At 66.8% G+C, this 19,880-nt stretch carries 19 protein-coding genes; 9 read left to right on the top strand and 10 right to left on the bottom strand.

What is annotated here, in order from left to right; genetic code table 11:
* The first annotated feature begins 151 nt into the window (after positions 1 to 151).
* From NO347_RS01275 to NO347_RS01260, 4 genes are all read left to right on the top strand, one after another.
* Complete coding sequence (locus NO347_RS01275) at positions 152 to 661, top strand: NAD-binding protein (RefSeq protein WP_256287908.1); 510 nt, start codon at positions 152 to 154, stop codon at positions 659 to 661.
* Between the two features lies 1 nt (position 662).
* Positions 663 to 2,879, top strand: coding sequence for an amino acid permease (locus tag NO347_RS01270; protein WP_256287907.1), 2,217 nt, complete (start codon positions 663 to 665; stop codon positions 2,877 to 2,879).
* A 145-nt stretch (positions 2,880 to 3,024) separates the two neighbouring features.
* On the top strand, positions 3,025 to 3,504 hold the full coding sequence (locus tag NO347_RS01265; protein WP_256287906.1) for an Lrp/AsnC family transcriptional regulator: 480 nt from the start codon (positions 3,025 to 3,027) through the stop codon (positions 3,502 to 3,504).
* 72 nt (positions 3,505 to 3,576) lie between these two features.
* A complete protein-coding gene (locus NO347_RS01260; protein WP_256287905.1) occupies positions 3,577 to 3,846 on the top strand; it encodes a hypothetical protein in 270 nt (89 codons plus the stop codon).
* 33 nt (positions 3,847 to 3,879) lie between these two features.
* Here NO347_RS01260 and coaBC read toward each other — a convergent pair whose 3' ends face one another.
* From coaBC to NO347_RS01245, 3 genes are all read right to left on the bottom strand, one after another.
* Positions 3,880 to 5,064, bottom strand: a complete 1,185-nt coding sequence (gene coaBC / locus NO347_RS01255) for a bifunctional phosphopantothenoylcysteine decarboxylase/phosphopantothenate--cysteine ligase CoaBC (RefSeq protein ID WP_256287904.1) — start codon at positions 5,062 to 5,064, stop codon at positions 3,880 to 3,882.
* Positions 5,065 to 5,137: 73 nt separating this feature from the next.
* On the bottom strand, positions 5,138 to 5,998 hold the full coding sequence (locus NO347_RS01250; protein ID WP_256287903.1) for an FAD-dependent oxidoreductase: 861 nt from the start codon (positions 5,996 to 5,998) through the stop codon (positions 5,138 to 5,140).
* 66 nt (positions 5,999 to 6,064) lie between these two features.
* The gene (locus NO347_RS01245) at positions 6,065 to 6,946 is read right to left on the bottom strand and encodes a DUF7551 domain-containing protein (protein ID WP_256287902.1); all 882 of its coding nucleotides are present in this window, start codon (positions 6,944 to 6,946) and stop codon (positions 6,065 to 6,067) included.
* A 143-nt stretch (positions 6,947 to 7,089) separates the two neighbouring features.
* Here NO347_RS01245 and NO347_RS01240 point away from each other — a divergent pair, with 143 nt between their 5' ends.
* The 3 genes from NO347_RS01240 to NO347_RS01230 all read left to right on the top strand — a co-directional run bounded on the left by NO347_RS01240 (position 7,090) and on the right by NO347_RS01230 (position 10,779).
* Positions 7,090 to 7,638 carry a type II toxin-antitoxin system RatA family toxin gene (locus NO347_RS01240; RefSeq protein ID WP_256287901.1) on the top strand — a complete coding sequence of 183 codons (549 nt, stop codon included), beginning with the start codon at positions 7,090 to 7,092 and terminating at the stop codon, positions 7,636 to 7,638.
* A gap of 125 nt (positions 7,639 to 7,763) precedes the next feature.
* Entirely contained in the window at positions 7,764 to 9,101 is a 1,338-nt protein-coding gene (gene trkA, locus NO347_RS01235) for a Trk system potassium transporter TrkA (protein WP_256287900.1), read from the top strand.
* Between the two features lie 76 nt (positions 9,102 to 9,177).
* On the top strand, positions 9,178 to 10,779 hold the full coding sequence (locus NO347_RS01230; RefSeq protein ID WP_256287899.1) for a TrkH family potassium uptake protein: 1,602 nt from the start codon (positions 9,178 to 9,180) through the stop codon (positions 10,777 to 10,779).
* Between the two features lie 21 nt (positions 10,780 to 10,800).
* On the opposite strand, the gene NO347_RS01225 is transcribed toward NO347_RS01230, so the two are convergent.
* The 4 genes from NO347_RS01225 to gatC all read right to left on the bottom strand — a co-directional run bounded on the left by NO347_RS01225 (position 10,801) and on the right by gatC (position 14,817).
* Positions 10,801 to 12,459, bottom strand: coding sequence for a TrkH family potassium uptake protein (locus NO347_RS01225; RefSeq protein WP_256287898.1), 1,659 nt, complete (start codon positions 12,457 to 12,459; stop codon positions 10,801 to 10,803).
* On the bottom strand, positions 12,459 to 13,139 hold the full coding sequence (locus NO347_RS01220; RefSeq protein WP_256287897.1) for a potassium channel family protein: 681 nt from the start codon (positions 13,137 to 13,139) through the stop codon (positions 12,459 to 12,461). The genes NO347_RS01225 and NO347_RS01220 overlap by 1 nt, the downstream gene beginning before the upstream one ends.
* Before the next feature lie 95 nt (positions 13,140 to 13,234).
* The gene (gene gatA / locus NO347_RS01215; RefSeq protein ID WP_256287896.1) at positions 13,235 to 14,539 is read right to left on the bottom strand and encodes an Asp-tRNA(Asn)/Glu-tRNA(Gln) amidotransferase subunit GatA; all 1,305 of its coding nucleotides are present in this window, start codon (positions 14,537 to 14,539) and stop codon (positions 13,235 to 13,237) included.
* Entirely contained in the window at positions 14,539 to 14,817 is a 279-nt protein-coding gene (gene gatC / locus NO347_RS01210; RefSeq protein ID WP_121568838.1) for an Asp-tRNA(Asn)/Glu-tRNA(Gln) amidotransferase subunit GatC, read from the bottom strand. The genes gatA and gatC overlap by 1 nt, the downstream gene beginning before the upstream one ends.
* 162 nt (positions 14,818 to 14,979) lie before the next feature.
* On the opposite strand from gatC, the gene NO347_RS01205 reads away from it, so the two are divergent.
* Positions 14,980 to 15,459, top strand: coding sequence for an NUDIX hydrolase (locus NO347_RS01205; RefSeq protein ID WP_256287895.1), 480 nt, complete (start codon positions 14,980 to 14,982; stop codon positions 15,457 to 15,459).
* A gap of 21 nt (positions 15,460 to 15,480) precedes the next feature.
* Here the strand turns inward: NO347_RS01205 and NO347_RS01200 are convergent, their stop codons facing one another.
* Both NO347_RS01200 and NO347_RS01195 read right to left on the bottom strand, forming a co-directional pair.
* Positions 15,481 to 16,662, bottom strand: a complete 1,182-nt coding sequence (locus NO347_RS01200; RefSeq protein ID WP_256287894.1) for an asparagine synthase C-terminal domain-containing protein — start codon at positions 16,660 to 16,662, stop codon at positions 15,481 to 15,483.
* Positions 16,663 to 17,346: a PHP domain-containing protein gene (locus tag NO347_RS01195; protein WP_256287893.1), complete on the bottom strand. Its 684-nt coding sequence runs from the start codon at positions 17,344 to 17,346 to the stop codon at positions 16,663 to 16,665. It abuts the gene before it with no gap.
* A 142-nt stretch (positions 17,347 to 17,488) separates the two neighbouring features.
* Between NO347_RS01195 and purL the strand changes: the two genes are divergently transcribed.
* Positions 17,489 to 19,618, top strand: coding sequence for a phosphoribosylformylglycinamidine synthase subunit PurL (gene purL, locus NO347_RS01190; RefSeq protein WP_256287892.1), 2,130 nt, complete (start codon positions 17,489 to 17,491; stop codon positions 19,616 to 19,618).
* Positions 19,619 to 19,665: 47 nt separating this feature from the next.
* On the opposite strand, the gene NO347_RS01185 is transcribed toward purL, so the two are convergent.
* Positions 19,666 to 19,818, bottom strand: a complete 153-nt coding sequence (locus NO347_RS01185) for a DUF7550 family protein (protein WP_199723012.1) — start codon at positions 19,816 to 19,818, stop codon at positions 19,666 to 19,668.
* Positions 19,819 to 19,880 lie beyond the last annotated feature (62 nt).

Raw genomic sequence — 19,880 nt, 5'->3', positions numbered from 1 at the left:
AGTACTCCCACTCACGCCGGTTCCTCCGGACTGTTTGTTTAATAATTCCTTATTTCTAGGACAATTCAGCAATCTAAAGAAGAATTTATCACGTTCTGTCCTCTATATTCATTCGCGTGACTGCCACGAAGCCGTCCCGTGACACTTCACGATGACAGATACACACATACTCGTCCTCGGTGGCGGCCAGATCGGTCGTCGTCTCGCAGAGGACCTCACAGACCATCCAGCAACGGGCGACGTCGGGTTCGTCGACGGAAGCGAAACAGCCGTCGAGGCCGCGGGGTCGAACGGAGTGACCGCGACCCACGCACCAGTGACGGACACCGACTCTACGGCCGTCGAAACGGCTCGCAACGCGGAGATCGTGGTCCTCACAGGCGGCAACGACGGGATGAACCTCCTGTTGGCCCAGCGGTTACGACTGCGCGAGGCCGATATCGATCTCGTCGTTCTCGTCAACGACCCGCGAAACCGCGAGGCGTTCGACGAACTGGACGTCGATACCGTCTGTGTCGCCGAGACCACTGCGGCCGCGCTCGACGTCCGGATTTCGGCGCTCACGACCGCAGAGGAAAACGCCGATTCGATCGAGGACAGTCCGACGCGGGGCGCCGTCGCCGAGGGTGCCGATCGATCGAACGACCGGATGGTGAGGTGACGTGCCGAAGACGCTCGAACGCGACCTCGGGCTCCCGGCGGTGCTCGCCATCAGCATCGGCGCGATGGTCGGCAGCGGCATCTTCATCCTCCCGGCCCTCGCGGTCGAGATTGCGGGCCCGGCCGTCATCCTCGCGTACCTCGTCGCGGGCGTGCTCGTGGTCCCGGCCGCCCTCGCGAAAGCCGAGATGGCGACGGCGATGCCGGAGGCGGGCGGCACCTACCTGTTCATCGAACGCGGGATGGGGCCACTTTTGGGCACTGTCGCGGGCATCGGAACGTGGTTCGCGCTGTCGTTCAAAGGTGCGCTCGCGCTCGTCGGCGGCGTTCCCTACCTCCTGTTGCTGTTCGACGTGTCGCCCGGCGCCACGACACAGGTCGCGCTTGCGCTGGCGGCGCTCCTCGTCGTGGTGAACGTCCTCGGGGCGAAGCAGACCGGCCGACTGCAGGTCGCCATCGTGGTCGTGATGCTCGCCGCACTCGTGTGGTTCGTCGTCGGGGGCGGCCCGTCGGTCCGACAGCCAAACTACGCGCCGTTCTTCGGCGGCGGCGCGGGCGGTCTGTTGGCGGCCACCGGGCTGGTGTTCGTATCCTACGCAGGCGTCACGAAGGTCGCGAGCGTCGCCGAGGAGGTCGCCGATCCCGACCGCAACATCCCGCTCGGGATCCTCGGGTCGCTCGCGTTCACGACGGTCCTCTACGTGCTGATCGTCGCGGTGATGATCGGCGTCACGGAGCCGACGCGGATCGCCGAGAGCGCGACCCCGATGGCCGTCGCCGCCGGGGCGACGCTGGGAACCCCCGGAGTCGTCGCCGTGGTCCTCGCCGCGATCCTCGCGCTCGTGAGTACGGCGAACGCCGGGATCCTCTCTTCGTCGCGGTACCCCTTCGCGATGGCGCGTGACGATCTCGTCCCCGACTCGATGGCGACCGTGAGCGAGCGCTTCGGGACGCCCTCGAACTCGATCACGCTCACCGGCGTCGTACTGCTGGTGCTGATCGCGTTCGTCCCGCTCTTAGAGATCGCAAAGCTCGCGAGCGCCTTCCAGATCCTCATCTTCGTCCTGATCAACGTCGCGCTCGTCGCGTTCCGAGAGGGCAACGCCGAGTACGACCCGGCGTTCACCGCACCGCTGTATCCGTGGATCCAGATCGTCGGCGTCCTCAGCGGTCTCGTGTTGTTGACGCAGATGGGACTGGTCCCGTTCGTCGGTGCAGTCGCGCTGATCGCCGTCGGCGTCGCCTGGTTCCTCCTCTACGGCCGCCGCCGCGTCGATCGCGAAGGCGTTGCCGTCGACGCCGTTCGCCGGCAGGTCGGCCGCAGCGCCGTCGATCGGACGCAGCAGGCGCTCGACGAGTGGGCCAGCGGCTACCGCGTGCTCGTCGCTCTCGATCACGCCGTCTCGAAGGACGAAGAACGGTCGTTCGTTCGCATCGCGTCCGACCTCGCTCGAACCCACGATGGAGAGGTCGCTGTCGTGCGATTCGAGCAGGTCCCGGATCAGGTCCCGCTGACGTACGCCTCCGAGACGGAGACCCCCGCAGACGTGCGCTTCGACGAGCAGACGAGCGAACTCGACTGCGAGTTCGACGTGCCCGTGAAAAGCGGGACGATCGTCTGTCACGACGTGCGCCACGCCGCCGTCAACTACGCCGCCCACGAGTCGGTCGATCTCCTCCTCACCGAGGAGACGGCGACGCCCGCAGGGCTCCGCGGACGGCTGTTCGGCTCCGACGTCGACTGGGTTCGGCGGCACGCACCCTGTGACGTCGCGCTCTTGCACGCCGAGCCCGGAGGGCTCGACGACGTGGACGTCGTCGGCGTACTCTCAGACGAAGGCCCGTACGATCCGGCGAAAGTCGCCATCGCGGACGCGATCGCCACGTCGGCCGCTGGATCGATCGCGTTCAGGTACGTGGATCGCGAGGACGAGTCCGTCGTCGCGAAGCGAACGCTCCGAGACTATCACGGCGACGTAGCCGAGCTGTGTTCGGCCCCGGTTTCGAGCCACGCACAGTTCACTGACGGCGGGACGGCGACGCACCCGAAGTCGGAGCCGACCGCTCCGGACCTCCTCGTCGTTAGCGCCGCGGAACGCGGTAACGACGGGATCGCGTCGTATCTCGCGACGGCGAACCGTCCCGTGCTCGTCGTCCACCCGGAGGACTCACAGCGCCGCGGGCGGATCGCTCAGATGCTCGAACGCTGGGTGTTCTGAGAGGGATTATCGTACGTCTCCATAGATTTCTCGCCGGACAGTACGGCGAGAGTCTCCGAACAGTTACGATACTCCCTATAGCTCCCCCACTGACGCTGTCGCCACAAGCACAACACCTATCTATGATTCGATTTGCACACAGAGTATGGCCGCAGTCGATCTTGACGATCTCGACCGCTACATCGTCTATGCGCTCCAGAAAGACGCCAGACACACATCCAGCAGCGACATCGCCGAGGCGAAGGGCGTCTCCGCGAGCACGGTCAGAAACCGGATCGGAAAGCTCGAATCGGAGGGGATCATCCGGGGGACGCACGTCGACGTCGACTACGAGCGGATGGGGTATCAGCTCTACACGATCATCTTCTGTACGGCCCCGATCCCCGAGCGCGAGCGGTTGGCCGAGCAAGCGCTCGACGTCGAGGGCGTGATCTCCGTCAGAGAGATTATGACCGGCGAGGAGAACGTCCACATCACTGCCGTCGGCCGTGACAGCGACGATCTGAGCCGGATCGGTCGGGAGCTCAGCTCACTCGGCTTCGAGATCGTCGAAGAGGAGATCATCCGCAACGAGTACAACAACCCCTACAGCCCGTTCGGGTCAGACAGCAGCGGCGGGGAGTGAGACGGTCCTCCGACCGGGCAGTGTCGCCCCGAGCGACGCAGCCGTTATTCGCGAAGATACCGTAGAGATGGTATGTCAACAGTTAGCGCACGAGACGCGTTACAGTACGCGCTCGGTCGGGAGATGGCCGTTCTGTACGCCGTGGTCCTGGCCGGCTACGTCGCGTTGCTCCTCGGTGGGTGGTTCGCGTCGAATTGGGCGATCCGGGGCGGCGGTGCCGGGTTCGTGGGGCAACTCCTCGCAGCGGTCGTCTTCCTCGTCGGGTTCGTCGCCGTCCTGGGTGGCCTGATCGGCCTCGTCTACAAGGTGATTGCCGACGCCAACGACGTGGCGCGGGACTAGTAGAACAGAGCGACGAGCGCGGCGTGGAGGCGTTCAGTCGCGAACCGTTACGGCGATCCGGTCCGCGATCGCACCGCCGAGCGCCGTCTTCGATCCCGAGAACTCGTCGACTTCGTCGGCGTCGACGAACAGCGTCCGCGTCTCGTCGTCGCCCATTACGGACGCGTCGTTGGCGACGACGAACGCGAGGTCCGTCCGTTCGAGGGTGTTGCGAGCGGCTGCGACCATCTTCTCGTCGTCGCCGGACGTTTCGGCTTTGAAGCCGACGATCGGGAGGTCCGGATACGCCTCGCGCACCCCATCGAGGAGTTTCGGCGTCGGTTCGAGTTCGAGCGTGCGGTGATCGCCCGAACGGAGTTTCTCGGCGGCGGCTTCGACCGTGTAATCGGAGATAGCGGCCGCGGACACGACGACGTCCGCGGCGGGCGCGTCGCCGTCGGCATCGGTTTCACCGACCGCGGCGAGGACCGCATCCCGCATCTCGGCGGCGGATTCGACGGTCACGGTGTCCGCGTAGTGGACATCGCCGGCGTCGTGGACGAGCGTAACGTCGGCCCCGCGGACGTAGCAGGCGCGGGCGACGGCGCGGCCGGTCTTGCCCGACGCGCGGTTCGTGAGAATCCTGACGGGGTCGATCTCTTCTGCGGTCGCACCCGAGGTGACGACCACGTGACGACCCGCGAGCGTCCGTTCGGTCGTCGCGCGCGCGGTGGCGGTGATGATGGCGTCTTCGGTCGCGATCTTCGCTTTCCCTTCCTCGATCCGCGGATCGACGAAATCGACGCCCCAGGACTCGACGCGGTCGATGGCGTCCAGCACGCCCGGGTGGTCGTACATCGGTTCGTGCATCGCGGGCGCGATCACGACCGGCAGGTCCGCGCCGAGCGCGGTCGTCGCGCAGGTCGTCACCGGCGTGTCGTCGATCGCACTCGCGATCTTGCCGACCGTGTTCGCCGTCGCGGGCGCGAGCAAGAGCACGTCGGCCCAGCCGTCGCGACCGCAGAGTTCGACGTGTTCGACGCGCCCGGTGAGTTCGGTCACCACGTCGTTGCCCGTCGCGAATTCGAGCGCCCACGGGTGGATGATCCCCTGTGCGCTCTCGGTCATCACACCGCGGACGTTCGCCCCCTGGCGTCGCAACTCGTGGGCGAGTTCGACCACCTTCACGGCGGCGATGCTCCCCGAGACGCCGAGCGCGACGTTGACGCCGTCTAACATCGCCCGGGGGTTCGACGGCGGCGGGGTAAAACTCCCCGGTCTGGCTCCCTCCGCGCGAGCGGGCGCAAAACGGCTACTCGTCGAGTCGTCCCAGTTCGTCGTCGACGAGGCTCGGATGCGTCCGCTGGGGTTCCGGATGCGCCTCGGTGAACGCCTCGCGCATTCGGTCGCGGGACGCCGAATCACGGCGGTCGCGCTCGGCGTCGTCGATCTCCTCACAGCCCGGCGGGACCTCGCGGCCGCGGTCGGTGAAGTAGCCCTCGGGCGTCACCCAGTCGTTGTAGTACGGCGTCTCGGAGTCGTGAACGACGGTCAGGCCGACCTCGGCGCCGTGGCCCGCGGCGACGACTGCCTGGTGATACTTCTCGGTCAGTCGGCCCGCAGCGTAGACGCCCTCGACGTTCGTCCGCCCGAGGTCGTCCACCTCGACGTACGTCTTCGATCCCGCATCGCGCGTGTCGACGCCGAGGCTGTCGAGGTACGAGACGTCGGACCACGACGCGGCGACGACGGCGTCGGCGCTGATCGTTCGCTCCGCGGGCGTTGCGTCGTTGCCAGCCGCCACTGCGACTTCGAAACCGTCGCCGCGCCGCCCGACGTCGCGGACGCGCCCCGTCTGTCGCCGGACGCCGTTCGCGTCGGCCTGCTCGCCCAGGAGGTCGAGGAACTGACGTGAGTTGATGCCGGCCGGGAACCCAGGCACGTTCTCTAAGTGTGCGTTCCGGGCCAGGATGCTCTCGTCGGCGTCGACGACGAGGGTGTCGAGTCCCGCGCGAGCGGTGAACGTCGCGGCCGTCAGCCCGGCGACGCCTCCGCCGACGACGAGGACGTCTGCGGCGTTCGGATCACCGCCGTCGGGGATCGCACCGGAGGAGTCAGTACCGGCATCACTGTCGCTCGGCGCAGTACTGGCGTCTGTGGGGTGTTCGGACATACCCGCCGAGAGGTTGGCACGGTCGATGAGTCTCACGGTTGGGGCGAGCGACGAAAGCGTTGACCGTCAGTACTCCGAGTCGGTGTCGTACAGTCGCTGGTCGTCGGTCGCGTCGATCGAGACGAGGCCGTCCGGCACCGCTCCCGGTTCGATCCGGAGTCGCCAGCGGCGGTCACCGAGCGGTGTCGTCGCAGCGAAGCGGAACGGCGTCTCCGGCAGCCGCTGGGCGAGCGCGATCGAGATCGGGAGCGTCGGGAGACGCCCGGTCCGCTCGGCGAGGGCATACTCGCCGAGCGTCACCTCCCAGCCGTCGCCCCGTGCGGGCGAGACGGACTGCGAGCCGACGAATCCGACGTGTTCGAGGTGTTCGACGGCCGCACGGACTCCCTCGTCCGGCCGCATCGCTGTCGGGGCGCGTGGCCCTCGAAGCGAGTCGGCCGCGGCGTCGACGACAGGCAGGTGTTCGGTCCGAGTGGTCCGGTGGGCGAGTTCGCTCGTCATACTCCACAGCATCGTGAGACAGAAGTCGTCGCGGTCGCTGACGACCTCCGCGAGCGTGAGATACGTCTCCATCGCCGCGGATTCGACCTCGCGGAGACCCGCGTCGGTGAACGCCTCGAAGATCGCGCCAGCGACGTCGTGGCAGAACGAGAGATAGCGCAGCCGTCTGTCGTCGTCGCCCGCGGCTGCGAGCCCCATCGGTCCGTCCTCGACGTCGTGGACCAGTGGCTCGTAGAAGGGGACCTGTGGGTCGTACTGACGAAGCGTCGCGCGGTACTCTGCGGCGGCCTCGGCCGCCTCCGCAGCCGTGTCTCTATCGTCGAAACGCAGCCCCGAGACGGGGTGTGGCTCACAGCCCGTCCGCCCGCAGACGACGGCGTAGGGGCCGTCCCGCGCCGCGAGGCAGTCGACGTGCCGGCTGATGTCCCGGAGGGTCGAACCGACCATCGTGTCGAATATGACTTCTCCGAGACAAGTACGTTGTGGTCGACACCCGATATCGGGTACGATAGCGTCTCACAGGGCGATATCCGGCGTCGGCACACGGTACTGCCCACAACGCTTTCTGTGCTGCCGCCCAACGAGTCCGCGTGGACGAACTCGTCGTCAGCACCGTCGTGTATCTCCCGCCCGAGGAGACCTACGAATTTCTCGTCGATTTCCCTCGCTATGCGGACTACTCGAAACACCTCCGGAACGTCGCCAGGCGACGCGGCGACGGCGGCGCAGGGACGCGCTATGCGATGCGCTTCGCGTGGTGGAAGCTCGCCTACACCGTCGAATCGGAGGTGACGGAGGTCGACCCCCCAGAACGCATCGAGTGGCGGATCGTGAAGAATCTCGACGCCAGCGGCCGCTGGCGGATCGAAGCGCTCGACGAGGTGCCGGAAGACGCCCCCGACGACGCCGAAGCCGCCTCGCGCGTCTCGTTCGAGGTGGCGTACGATCCGTCCTCGGCGAACGAGGGCGGGATCGACCTCCCGCGGTTCGTCTCGCTGGGCTGGGTCGTCGAGAAGATCAAGCCCGCGATCACGAGCGAGGCCGAACGGCTCGTCGAGCGCGTCGTCGCCGACCTCGAAGGGGCGGCGCGACCGGTCGAGTTGACCGTCGAACGGCGGTCGAAGTCGGGAGCGGGCTGAGCCGCGCTGCCCGTATGGAACGGGTCGCCGCCAGGGGCGAGACTCATCCGCAGGGACAGAGCGATGCCGAAAGAGCGATACGCCTTCGCCAGGCACATCCGAAAGATGAATCCGGGTGGTCGTCAGTGCGCGTAGTCATCGTCGGGGCGGGACAGGTCGGATCGAGCATCGCAGCCGACCTCGCAGACGCCCACGAGGTTATCGTCGTCGACTGCGACAGCGAGCGGACCGAGGAGCTGAACTACTCGTTCGACGTGCTCGGCGTGACCGGCGACGGCACGTCAGTGGCGACGCTCGAAGAGGCCGGCATCGAGGAGACCGATATGGTGATCGCCTCGACGGACGACGACGAGACGAACATCGTCGTCTGCTCGACCGTGAAGGCCATCTCGGACGCCTTCACGATCGCGCGGGTGAAAAACACCGAGTACCTCCGAACCTGGGAGCGCTCTTCGCGAGCGTTCGGCGTCGACTTCATGGTCTGTACGAACCTCCTGGCCGCGGAGTCGATCGTCCGGATGATCGGCTTACCGGCCGCACGCGACGTCGATCCCTTCGCCGGCGGCCAGGTGCAGATGGCCGAGTTCGAGGTCGACGCCGACAGCCCGGTGGCGAATCAGACTGTCGCGGAGGCGGACCGCTTCGACTCGCTGACGTTCGTGGCCATACTCAGAAACGGCTGCGTGGAGATCGCTCGCGGCGAGACGGTCATCAACGCCGACGACCGCGTCATCGTCATCGGCTCGCCAGAGAGCGTCCAGCAGTTCGCCCGCTCGGTCGAACCCGACGAATCGCCCGGCACCGCCGAGGAGGTCGTCATCGTCGGCGGCTCGGAGATCGGCTATCACGTCGCGCGCCTGCTCGAAGATCGCGGATTCAAGCCGCGACTCGTCGAGCAGGACGGCGAGCGCGCGCGCAACCTCGCCGAGCGACTCCCGAATACGGTCGTGATGGAGTCCGACGCGACCGACATCGAGTTCCTCGAACGCGAGCACGTCGGCGACGCGGACGTGGTCGTCTCGACGCTCGACTCCGACGAGAAGAACCTCCTCGTGTCCTTGCTGGCGGCGCGGATGGGCGTCGAGCGGACCATCGCCATCATCGACACCAGCGAGTACGTCGACCTCTTCGAGACCGTCGGCGTCGACGTGGGTGTGAGTCCACGCGGGGTCGTCGCAGAGGAGATCTCGCGGTTCACCCGCGAGGGAGACGCCGAGAACGTCGCGCTCATCGAGTCCGACAAGGCCGAAGTGCTCGAAATCGAAGTCGACGAGGAGAGCATCCTCGCCGGGCGCCCGATCCGGGAGTCCGCACGAGACCTCCCGAACGGTGTGGTGATCGGCGCGATCACGCGCGAGCGGGAGTTCATCGCGCCCCGGGGCGACACCGTCCCGCAGGTCGGAGATCACGTCGTCGTCTTCGCGGACATCGACGTCGTCGACGACGTGGCCCCACTGTTATGAGCGCGCGAGTAGCCGACCCGGTCACCGGACCGAAACATCTTCTACCCGCCAGCGAGAGCCAGCGGCCACAGCTCCGATGACTCTACGAGTCGACGCCCGCGCCAGTTTCAGCCTCGTCGGGTCCGTGCTGAAGTACCTCGCGGTCCCGCTCTGTTTCCCGCTCGTCGTCGCCCTCTACTACGGGGAGACGGTCGCGCCCTTCCTCGCGACGATTCTCGTCACCGTCATAGTCGGTGTCGGACTCGAACGCCTCGAACCCGACCCGGACCTCCGGGCGCGCGAGGGCTTTCTGATGGTCGCAGCGACGTGGTTCGCCGTCGCCCTCGTCGGGGCCATCCCATATCTCATCGAGGCGAACGGCCTCCCGCCGCTCGTCGCACCCGTCCATCCCGAGTCGACGCTCGCGAACCCAGCGAACGCGCTCTTCGAGACGATGAGCGGGTTTACGACCACCGGAGCGACCGTGCTGGGCGACATCTCTTTCGAATCGCACACACGGGGGATTATGCTGTGGCGACAGCTTACCCAGTGGCTCGGCGGGATGGGTATCGTCGTCCTCGCGGTGGCGGTCCTCCCCGAACTCTCGGTCGGGGGCGCACAGCTGATGGACGCCGAAGCACCGGGGCCAGGTATTGAGAAGCTAACCCCGCGAATCGCCGAAACGGCGCGGGCGCTGTGGGGAGCGTACCTTGGACTGACGATCCTGGAGATCGGACTGCTCTACAGTCTCCACCTGGTCGGCGTGGATCAGACAATGACGCTCTACAACGCCGTCTCTCACGGCCTAACAACGATGCCGACAGGCGGGTTCTCGCCGGAGGCCCGTAGTATCGAAGCATTCAGCACCGCGGCGCAGTGGATCATCATTCCCTTTATGATCGCCGCCGGGACGAACTTCGCGCTGTTCTGGCACGTGCTCACCGGCGATCCGAAGCGGCTCGTCCGCGACTCGGAGTTCCGGTTCTATGTCGGCGTGATAGCGACCCTGACGGCCGTCATCACGGCGGTCCTGTTCGCCGACGGACTCATCAGTGCGGCCCCGGCCGGTGAGACTTTCGACGCCGCCTACCTAGAGAGGTTCCGGACAGAAATCGTCGGACAGCTCGAACCCTCGCTACGCTACGCAGCGTTTCAGGCCGCATCGATCGTTACAACGACCGGGTACGCGAATATGGACTTCAACGCGTGGGGGACTGCGGCGCAGTATCTCCTGCTTTTCGCGATGTTCATCGGTGGCTCGGCTGGATCGACTGGTGGCGCAGTCAAGATCGTCCGCTGGTACGTGATCCTCAAATCCGTCCGTCGAGAGCTCTTCACCACCGCACATCCCGAAGCGATCCGTCCCGTTCGGCTCGGCGGCCGCACGCTCGACGAGCGTGCGGTCCGTGGCATATACGCCTTCACGCTCCTGTATCTGATCATCTTTTTTGTCGCGGCCGGGATCATCTTCCTCGACGCGGTGCGGGTCGGACTGAGTCTCACGATTCTAGAAGTGCTGTCAGCGACGGCAGCAACGCTCGGGAACGTCGGACCGGGATTCGGTACAGTTGGGCCGATGGGGAGCTATCTCGCGTTCTCGAACGCGAGCAAGCTCTTTATGTTCGTTCTGATGTGGATCGGACGTCTAGAGATTATCCCCGTACTCGTGCTGTTGACCCCCGAGTACTGGAGTCGGTGAGCGGCCGGGCAGTGACCCCATTCAGGGATCGAGCCCGTACAGCACTGACCGCGCAAAGACGAGGATCGGAATGATCTCCAGCCGTCCAATCCACATATTCAGGAGAAACATTGCCTCAGCGACGGGATGCATCGTCGGACCGGTGATACCCGTCGAGAGCCCGACGTTGCCCTGGGCGGATGCGACCTCGAAGAGCGCATCCGCGTAGGAGAACTCCGGGCCAGCGAGGTTGACGAGGACGAGGCTCGACCCTACGAGGACGAGAAGCCAGAGCAGGGAGACAATAGCGGCCTCAGAGAACTCCCGCTCCATTTCCTCGCGGTTCAGTCGGCGACCGTTCAGCCGCGTTCCAACAACCGCGCTGGACGGGAGAAATACGCGGTGGAACTGCCACGCGATGCCCCGACCGATGACGTAGCCACGAATGATCTTGATACCCCCAACGGTCGATCCGGCGGCGCCGCCAAGCACCATCGCACTCGACACGAGGACCTTGCCGCCGGCCGTCCAGCGACCGATCGGTGCTGACTGAAACCCCGTACAGGAAAGCGCGCTTATCCACTGGAATGTAGAGTCACGAGCGGCGCCGGCCACAAGAGGCCCGAGCACCGATCCGATCCCGAACCACTCTGAGGCGTCGAACGCTCCCTCGGTCGCGGGGATCGAGACGACGTTCTGGACGATGAGAACGATGGCGCCGAGGAGAAATAAGAGGAGTAACCACCGCGTCTGGAGGTCCGAGACGAGCGCCCGGACGTCGCGATCGGCGAGCACGGTGTAGTGAACAGGGAAAGCGATAGCGCCGAGCGCCATCACGGGGAGGAGTACCGACTCGATGAGCGGCGAATCGTAGGTCGCGATCGAATTGTCGGTAACAGAGAATCCTCCGGTCGAAAGTCCCGTCATCGCGTGGTTGAGCGCCTGCCAGCCGGCGCGCCAGAGCGGGAGTTGCGAGCCGTAGTCGGATGCGAGGATTGCGGCAAAAAGAACCAGAATCGAGACGACCGTATAGCCGAAGAAAATCTTCCAGACCGTCCGGACCGTCGAGACGATACTCGGATGGATCTTCTCCTCGCGGGTCTCAGAACGATAGAGCGCGTAGCTTCCGCTCCCTGGCCGCGCGAGGATCGAGACGGTGAGGACGATCACTCCGACGCCGCCGACCCACTGGATCAGCGAGCGCCACCACTGGATCGTCCGCGGGAGCGAGGGTTCGTGGACCGCCATCGTAAGCCCGCTTCCGGTCCATCCGCTCATACTCTCGAAGAAGGCGTGGAGCGGGTTCGAAAAGTATGCGAGGCTCGACCGCGCGTAGTCTGCGCCCGCAGGAACGTACCCGACGGCGACGTCGGCGGGGACGAACCGCGCCGAGAATAAGAAGGGGAGCGACCCGAAGACGGCGACGAGCAACCAGCCGGCCGCGGCGATGATCATCCCGTGCTTCATTCGTGGGTCAGGCGCAGACGTGAACGCACGACGCGCGCCGAGGCCAACGGAGGCGGTGATACCCCCAGCGAGAGCGAACGCGAGAGCGACGTACCACTCGCGGAAGACGACAGCGACGAGGACCGAGGCGGTCATCAGCACCGCCTCCATCGTGAGCAGCGAGCCGACGTCGCGGGCGATGGTCGCCAGGTCCCGCGGCCATCCCGAGACGTCCCTGTCGCGTGGGCGAACCATCAGTGGTCCTCGTAGTAGCCAAACACGTCCGTCACCTCGGGTGTCGCGCCCCGTGCAGAGTAAACCGTCAGGAGGTCGCCGCCTTGGAGCACCGTGCCGCCGCGGGGGGTGATCGGGCTGCCCGTTCCGTCGCGCTCGACGGCGACGACGAGCATATCGCTCCGGAGGAGGTCGGCTTCGGCCGCCTCGCTGATCGACATCCCGGCGATGGGAGCGTCGGGGGCGACCTCGATCTCGAAGACTGCCGCCTCGTCGCCGATTCGCATATAGTCGGCAATCGAGGGGTACTTGACTGCGCGATAGAGATATTCCGCGATCAGCCGCTGGGGGTTCTCCATCGTGTTCACGCCGATCTGACGATAGAGCGTCATATGATCGGGATTGTGGACGACAGAAACGATATCGGGGATCTCCAGTTCCTTCGAGAGCAGACAGACCATAATATTTGTCGCGTCCTGGTCGGTGGTGGAGATGAGCGCGTCAGCGCGCTCGGCGCCAGCGTCCAGCAGTGTCTCCTTTTCCGTGGCGTCGTCGTTGAGAACGAGACAGTCGAACGCCGTCGAAGCGGCCTCGGCCTTTTCCTCGTCGCGCTCAATGACGACGACTTCGTTTCCGCCTTCGGTTGCAATCTCGATGAGCGGCGTACCGATACTGCCCGCTCCGACGACGATAATGTACATCTCGCGATCTGTTTGAGGTGGATGGCCCACCGTTGAAAATATACCGTTACCTGCGCAACGCCTCCGGGATCTGTCGAGACTCCCGACTGCGGCGGTCAGTCCTCGACGGCCGACGCGGCGCGGACGATCGACTCCTCGCCGAACTTCGGTCCGATCAGTTGCAGGCCGACCGGGAGACCGTCGGCCTCGCCCGCGGGCACGGAGATGGCGGGGAGGTTCGCGAGATTGACCGGGACGGTGTTCGCGTCCATCAGATACAGTTGAAGCGGGTCGTCCAGGCTCTCGCCGAGTTCGGGCGGGAGCACGGGCATCGTCGGCGTCGCCAGCACGTCCGCCTGATCGAGGGCGTCGTCGAAGTCCCGTTTCACCCACGCCCGGGCGTCCTGGGCTTTCTTGTAGTACTTGTCGTGGTAGCCCGCCGAGAGCGCGTAGGTGCCGAGCAGGATGCGTCGCTTGACCTCCTCGCCGAAGCCCTCCTCGCGGGCGCGGGCGAAGGCGTCGTTCCAGTTGCCCTCGTAGCCCCCGGACTGGCCGTATCTGACGCCGTCGAAGCGCGCGAGGTTCGAGGACGCCTCCGACATCGCGATGACGTAGTACGCCTGCACCGCGTGTTCGAGGGAGTCAAGCGAGACCTCGACCGTCTCTGCACCCTGCGCGCGGAGGTCTTCGAGGGACGCCTCGAACACCTCGACGACGCGGTCGTCCGCGCCCTCGAGGAGGTCGGTGATGACGCCGATCGTCATTCCGTCGACGTCGCCGTCGGCGGCCCCGGCGTAGTTCGAGTCAGCCGCGGGGTGTGCAGCGTCCTCACCGTCCTCGTCGAGGTCGAACCGGGTCGTCGAGTCCTTCGGATCCGGGCCGGAGATGACGTCTAAGAGCGCGGCGGTCTCCTCGACGCTGGTGCCGATCGGCCCGATCTGTTCGAGGGAGTTCGCGTAGGCGACGAGGCCGTAGCGCGAGACGAGGCCGTAGGTGGGCTTGATGCCGACGACGCCGCAGAACGCGGCGGGGTTGCGGACGGAGCCGCCCGTATCGGAGCCGAGCGCGAGGTCCGCGTCGCCGGCCGCGACGGCGGCTGCCGAACCGCCGGACGAACCGCCGGGAACGTGACCCTCGTCGACGGGGTTCTTCACCGCGCCGTAGGCCGACGTCTCGGTTGTGCCGCCCATCCCGAACTCGTCCATATTCGCCTTGCCGACGATAGTCGCGCCTGCGTCTTTCAGGCGCTCGACGACGGTCGCGTCGTAGGGCGGGACGTACGATTCGAGCATCGCCGACCCGCACGTCGTGCGGATGCCTTCGGTGCTGATGTTGTCCTTGACGGCGACGGTCGCGTCCGCGAGCGGGCCGTCGTCGGCCCCCTCGATCGTCTCCTCGGTGATGAACGCGTTCTGACTCATTATGACACCCGCGGGCCTTTGAAGAAGCCGTCTTCGGTCTCTGCAGCGTTCTGCAGTGCCTCCTCTTGGTCGAGGCTCGCTTCGACCTCGTCGGGTCGCATCACGTTCACGAGGTCGGCTTCGCTCTCGACTTCGGGCACCTCGTCGAGGGCCTCGAAGTACTCGAGGATCTCCGCGAACTGCGTCGTGAACGCGTCGACTTCGTCGTCGTCGAGATCGACACGCGCTAGCTCTGCGACGTGTTCGACCTCCTCGGCGTCGACGGGCGTCTCGCTCATATCCGTGAGGAACCGTGGCCTGGGAGTAAGGGTTTCGGTGCGCTCTGGCGCGCCGCCGGATGCGACGACGCGGCAGACGGGTAATAAGCGGCACACCTGAGCGGCGAACCGCATCGCTTACGGGATAGTAAGAGACTCCCGTGGGCCCGCGAACGGAGCAGTATGGAGACGACGCGTCATTTCACTGCGACGGTCTACATCGTCGAGAGCGGAGCGGTCGCGCTGCATCGGCACGGACGCCTCGGCATCCGGATCCCGCCCGGCGGCCACGTCGACCGCGACGAACTGCCGCACGAGGCCGGACTGCGCGAGGTCCGCGAGGAGACGGGCCTCGACGCCGAGTTGCTCGACGGGACCGACGCCGTCGACGCGCCCGCGGGCCGCAAACTCCCGCGGCCGCGCCACCAGATGCTCTACGACATCAACGTCCACGACGACGGGACCGTCGGCCACCAGCACATCGACCACGTCTACTTCGCGCGTGTGAACTCCCGCGAGATCGACCCGAACGGCGACGACGAGGCCGACGCGGCGGTCTGGGACTGGTACGACGAACAGGACCTCCGCGAAAGCGACATCGACCCCGACACGGTGCAGTTCTCCCTGGAAGCGATCGAGGCCGCCGAGCGCGCCGAAGAATAGCGGTCCGCCGACGCGACCCGGTTACGACTCGGAGTCGGGCGGCGTGACGGGGCCGTCGCTCACGAGCGCCCGGACGTAGCGCTCGACGTGATCGTCCATCCGGCGCTTGTACCCCGCACGGCGGGCCAGCCGGTCGAGTTCGCGCGAGACGTACGTCCCGTACTGGACGGCCTTCTTGTCCGCCGTCCGGACCGAGTCGGGGACGACGCCGCGCGCCACCTCCCGAAGCGCGACCTTCCGTCGGTCGCCGTCCACGAGGAGGTGGCCGGGGAGGTCGAGCGCGGCCGCGACGACGTCGTCGTGGAGCAGCGGCGCGACGGGTTCGATCCCGGCGGCGCGGACCGCGAGGACGTCGCGCTCGGCCTGATCGGGGAGCGTCCCGAGGAGTTCGTGCCGCGCGCCCCGGACGGTGTCGGCCGCGACGCGCGGGTCCTCGGGGGCCTTTTCGACCTTCGCGTAGCCGCCGAACAGTTCGTCTGCCCCCTGGCCGAGTGCGAGACGATCGAAGCCGTCGGCGGCCGCGCGCTCGGCGACGAGAAAGAGCGGGAGCGCGATCGAGAGGTCCATCGGGTTCGTGCGGCCGAGAACGTCGACGAGGGCCAGTACGGCCTCGCGGATATCGTCGTGTGTGAGTTCAACGACGCGGAGATCCCGGTCCATCTCGGCAGCCGCCGCGCGCGCGGCAGCGACGTCGTGACAGCCCTCGAAGCCGGCGACGTAGCAGGGCGCGTCGGGAGCCCCCGTAGCGACGACGGCGGAGTCGACGCCGCCGGAGAACGCGACGGCGACGTCGCCCGTGGAGTCGTCGCCACCGAGTGCCCGCGTTCGAGCGAGCACGGCGTCGCGGACCGCGGCCAGCGCCGCGTCGTCGTCCTCAGTCGGATCGGGGTCCGGAAGCGTCCAGCGGCGGCCGGAGGCGTCGGAGTCTGGTCGTTCCCCGACCCGAACGACCGTTCCGGCCGGCACCGAAACCGGTGCTGGAAGTTCGCGCGGGTCGAACGCCCACGCCGAGGCGTTGTCGGCGTCGACGAAAATCGGACGGCGTCCGAGGACGTCACGTACGAGATTGCCGTCGATCTCGCCCGCGAAGCCCCCGGTTCCTGGGAGCGGCTCCCGCGTCTCGGTCGCGTCACGGACCACTTCGAGAGCGGCACCGTCGAGCGGGGCGTCCGCGCTGGACGTCGCCGTCTCCTCGGACGACATCTACACCAGATCCGAGACGGTACGCTTGATTCGGCGCTTGATGCCGCCGCCGAACTGTCTGAACGAGATGCGCCAAGGCGTCCGACTGCCGACGACGCTCGTCTCACCGGCGACGATCGCGTCGAGGATTCCCTCGACCGAGCGGTCGTCCGTCCCGACCTGCGTGACGGCCTGGCCGACCATCTCGCTGATGTGGGCGTCGCTGCCGGCGGTCATCGGCAGTCCGCGAGCGGTCGCAAAGCGCTTTGCCTTGCGGTTGGCCCAGCCGGTGAACAGCCGGGAGTTGTACACCTCGATCGCGTCGGCGTCGGCGAGCTGGTCCCGGCTGATGTGGGCTGCGACGCCGTGCCGTGAGGATTGAAACGGATGCGGGACGACGGCGACGCCGCCCTGTTCGTGGATGCGGTCGAGCGTCTCGTCGTAGGAGAGCCCCGCCGGTACGAGTTCGTCGATGCCGAACGCGAGGATGTGGCCCGCAGCCGACGTCACCTCCATCGCCGGGATTCCGACGAGGCCGTACTCCGGCGCCAGCGCCGCGGCTTCCAGGCTCGCGTCGATCTCGTCGTGATCCGTCACTGCGAGCGCGTCGAGGCCGACCGCCTCCGCCTGCGCTAAGAGCAGTTCGACCGGGTCGCGGCCGTCGTACGACAGCGACGAGTGCGCGTGCAGCTCGACCGATAGCACGGGTGAGCATAGAAACCCAGGTTAAAAAAGCGACCCGGTCCACGCCTCGCGGTGCGTCACCACGCCACTATCTCACGCCGATGAAATGCACGTCCGTGCATACAGAAAAGCATTAATCGCGCCTACTTGAACAGGGAAGTGAATGAGCCTGCCGGACTCTGATCGCGAACTCGTTACGGCCGAACTCGGGCGCGACCCCACCCAGACGGAGGCCGCGCTGTTCGAGAATCTCTGGAGCGAACACTGCGCGTATCGCTCGTCTCGACCCCTCCTCTCTGCGTTCTCTTCGGACGGAGAGCAGGTCGTCGTCGGTCCCGGGGACGACGCTGCCGTCGTCCGTCTGCCCGACAACGATGGCGACGCCGACGAGGAGACGTACATCACGATGGGCATCGAGAGCCACAACCATCCGTCGTACGTCGATCCGTACGACGGCGCGGCGACGGGCGTCGGCGGCATCGTCCGCGACACGCTCTCGATGGGCGCGTATCCGATCGCGCTCGCCGACAGCCTCTACTTCGGCGGCTTCGACCGCGAGCACACTCGCTACCTCCTCGACGGCGTCGTCGAGGGCATCTCCGACTACGGCAACGCGATCGGCGTGCCGACGGTCGCAGGAAGCGTGGAGTTCCACGACGACTACGAGGGCAATCCCCTTGTCAACGTCGCTTGCGTCGGACTGCTCGACGAAGAGCGCCTCGTGACCGCCGAGGCTCAGCAGCCCGGTAACAAACTCGTCCTCGTCGGCAACGCGACCGGACGCGACGGCCTCGGCGGCGCGTCCTTCGCCAGCGAAGACCTCGCCGAAGACGCCGAGACGGAGGACCGCCCCGCCGTGCAGGTGGGCGACCCCTACTCGGAGAAACTCCTCATCGAGGCGAACGAGGACCTCATCGACGGCGACCTCGTTCAGTCGGCGCGGGACCTCGGCGCGGCCGGCCTCGGTGGCGCGTCCTCGGAACTCGTCGCGAAGGGCGGCCTCGGTGCACGGATCGAACTGGAACGCGTCCACCAGCGCGAACCGAATATGAATCCGCTGGAGATCGTCCTCGCGGAGTCCCAAGAGCGGATGTGCTACGAGGTCCGTCCCGAGGACGTCGACGGCGTCGCCGCGATCGCCGAGAAGTACGACCTCGGCTGCTCGGTCATCGGCGAGGTGACCGACGGCAACTACGTCTGCACGTTCGAGGGCGAGACGGTCGTCGACGTGCCGGCGGAGTTCCTCGCCGACGGCGCACCGATGAACGACCTCGACACCGTCGAACCCGAGCAACCGCAGCGCGATCGACCGGATATCGATCTCGCGCCCGCATTCGAGGCGGTCGTCAGCGCGCCCAACACGGCCTCGAAACGGTGGGTTTACCGCCAGTACGATCACGAGGTCGGCGCGCGGACCGCGCTCCGCCCCGGCGACGACGCCGCGGTGATGGCGATCCGCGAAGCGGGGACTGGCCTCGCGATCTCCTCGGGCGCGGTGCCCGCGTGGACGGACTGCGCGCCGTACGACGGGGCTCGCGCTGTCGCCCTGGAGAACGCGACGAACCTCGCGGCGAAGGGCGCAACGCCGCTGGCTGCGGTCGACTGCCTGAACGGCGGCAACCCCGAGAAACCGGACGTGTACGGCCGATTCACGGCGATCGTCGACGGCCTCGCCGATATGTGCCGGGACCTCTCGGTTCCGGTCGTCGGGGGGAACGTCTCGCTGTACAACGACTCGGTCGCGGGGCCGATTCCCCCGACGCCGACGCTCGCGATGGTCGGCGCAAAGGCGGGCTACGACGCGCCGGAAGCCGCGCTCGACGGCGCGGGGATCCTCCTCCTCGTCGGCGAGGGTAGCGACGCGCTCGGTGGGTCGGAGCTACTCGCGCAAGTCGGTGGCTCCGATCAGTTCCCGACGCTGCCCGCGAACGCCAGCGACGTCGTCTCGACGCTCGCTGAAGTCGCGGACGACGACGCGACGCTCGCGGTACACGACGTGAGCAACGGCGGGCTCGCAGTCACGCTCGCGGAGATGGTCACCGAAGACATCGGCGCCGACGTCGCTGTCGACGATCTCGTCACGCTCTTCGAGGAGACGCCCGGCCGTGCGGTCGTCGAGACGACCGACCCCGACGCCGTCGAAGCCGCATTCGAGGACGTCGCGCCGGTTCGGACGCTGGGCGAGGCGACGCCGGACGGAACGCTCTCGCTTTCGGTCGGCGGCGACAACCTGGCGGTCGAGGCCGCGGAAATCGCGTCACTTCGCGACGTGCTCGAAGCGGAACTCGACTGAGGCAGCGCGAAAACAGCGGTTCTTTTCGTCGCTCGAACGCGACGCGATCAGACGAACAGCGGGACGCCGAAAACGATGGCGAGGCCGACGACGAGCACCACGAGGCCCGTCGTGACCTGACTCATTCCGAACTCCTGCATCGGCGAGGTGACGCGTCCGTCCTCGTCTGCACCGTCGTGATGGTCGTCGTGGTCTGTCATACCTACGGTGTGGACTGTCGTGTATAAAATCCTCCCGGAATAGCCGCTCGACCGGGCGACAG

The sequence above is a fragment of the Halobellus inordinatus genome (assembly GCF_024464655.1).
Taxonomy (GTDB): Archaea; Halobacteriota; Halobacteria; order Halobacteriales; family Haloferacaceae; genus Haloquadratum; species Haloquadratum inordinatus.
This window is presented reverse-complemented; position numbering and strand designations above follow the sequence as displayed.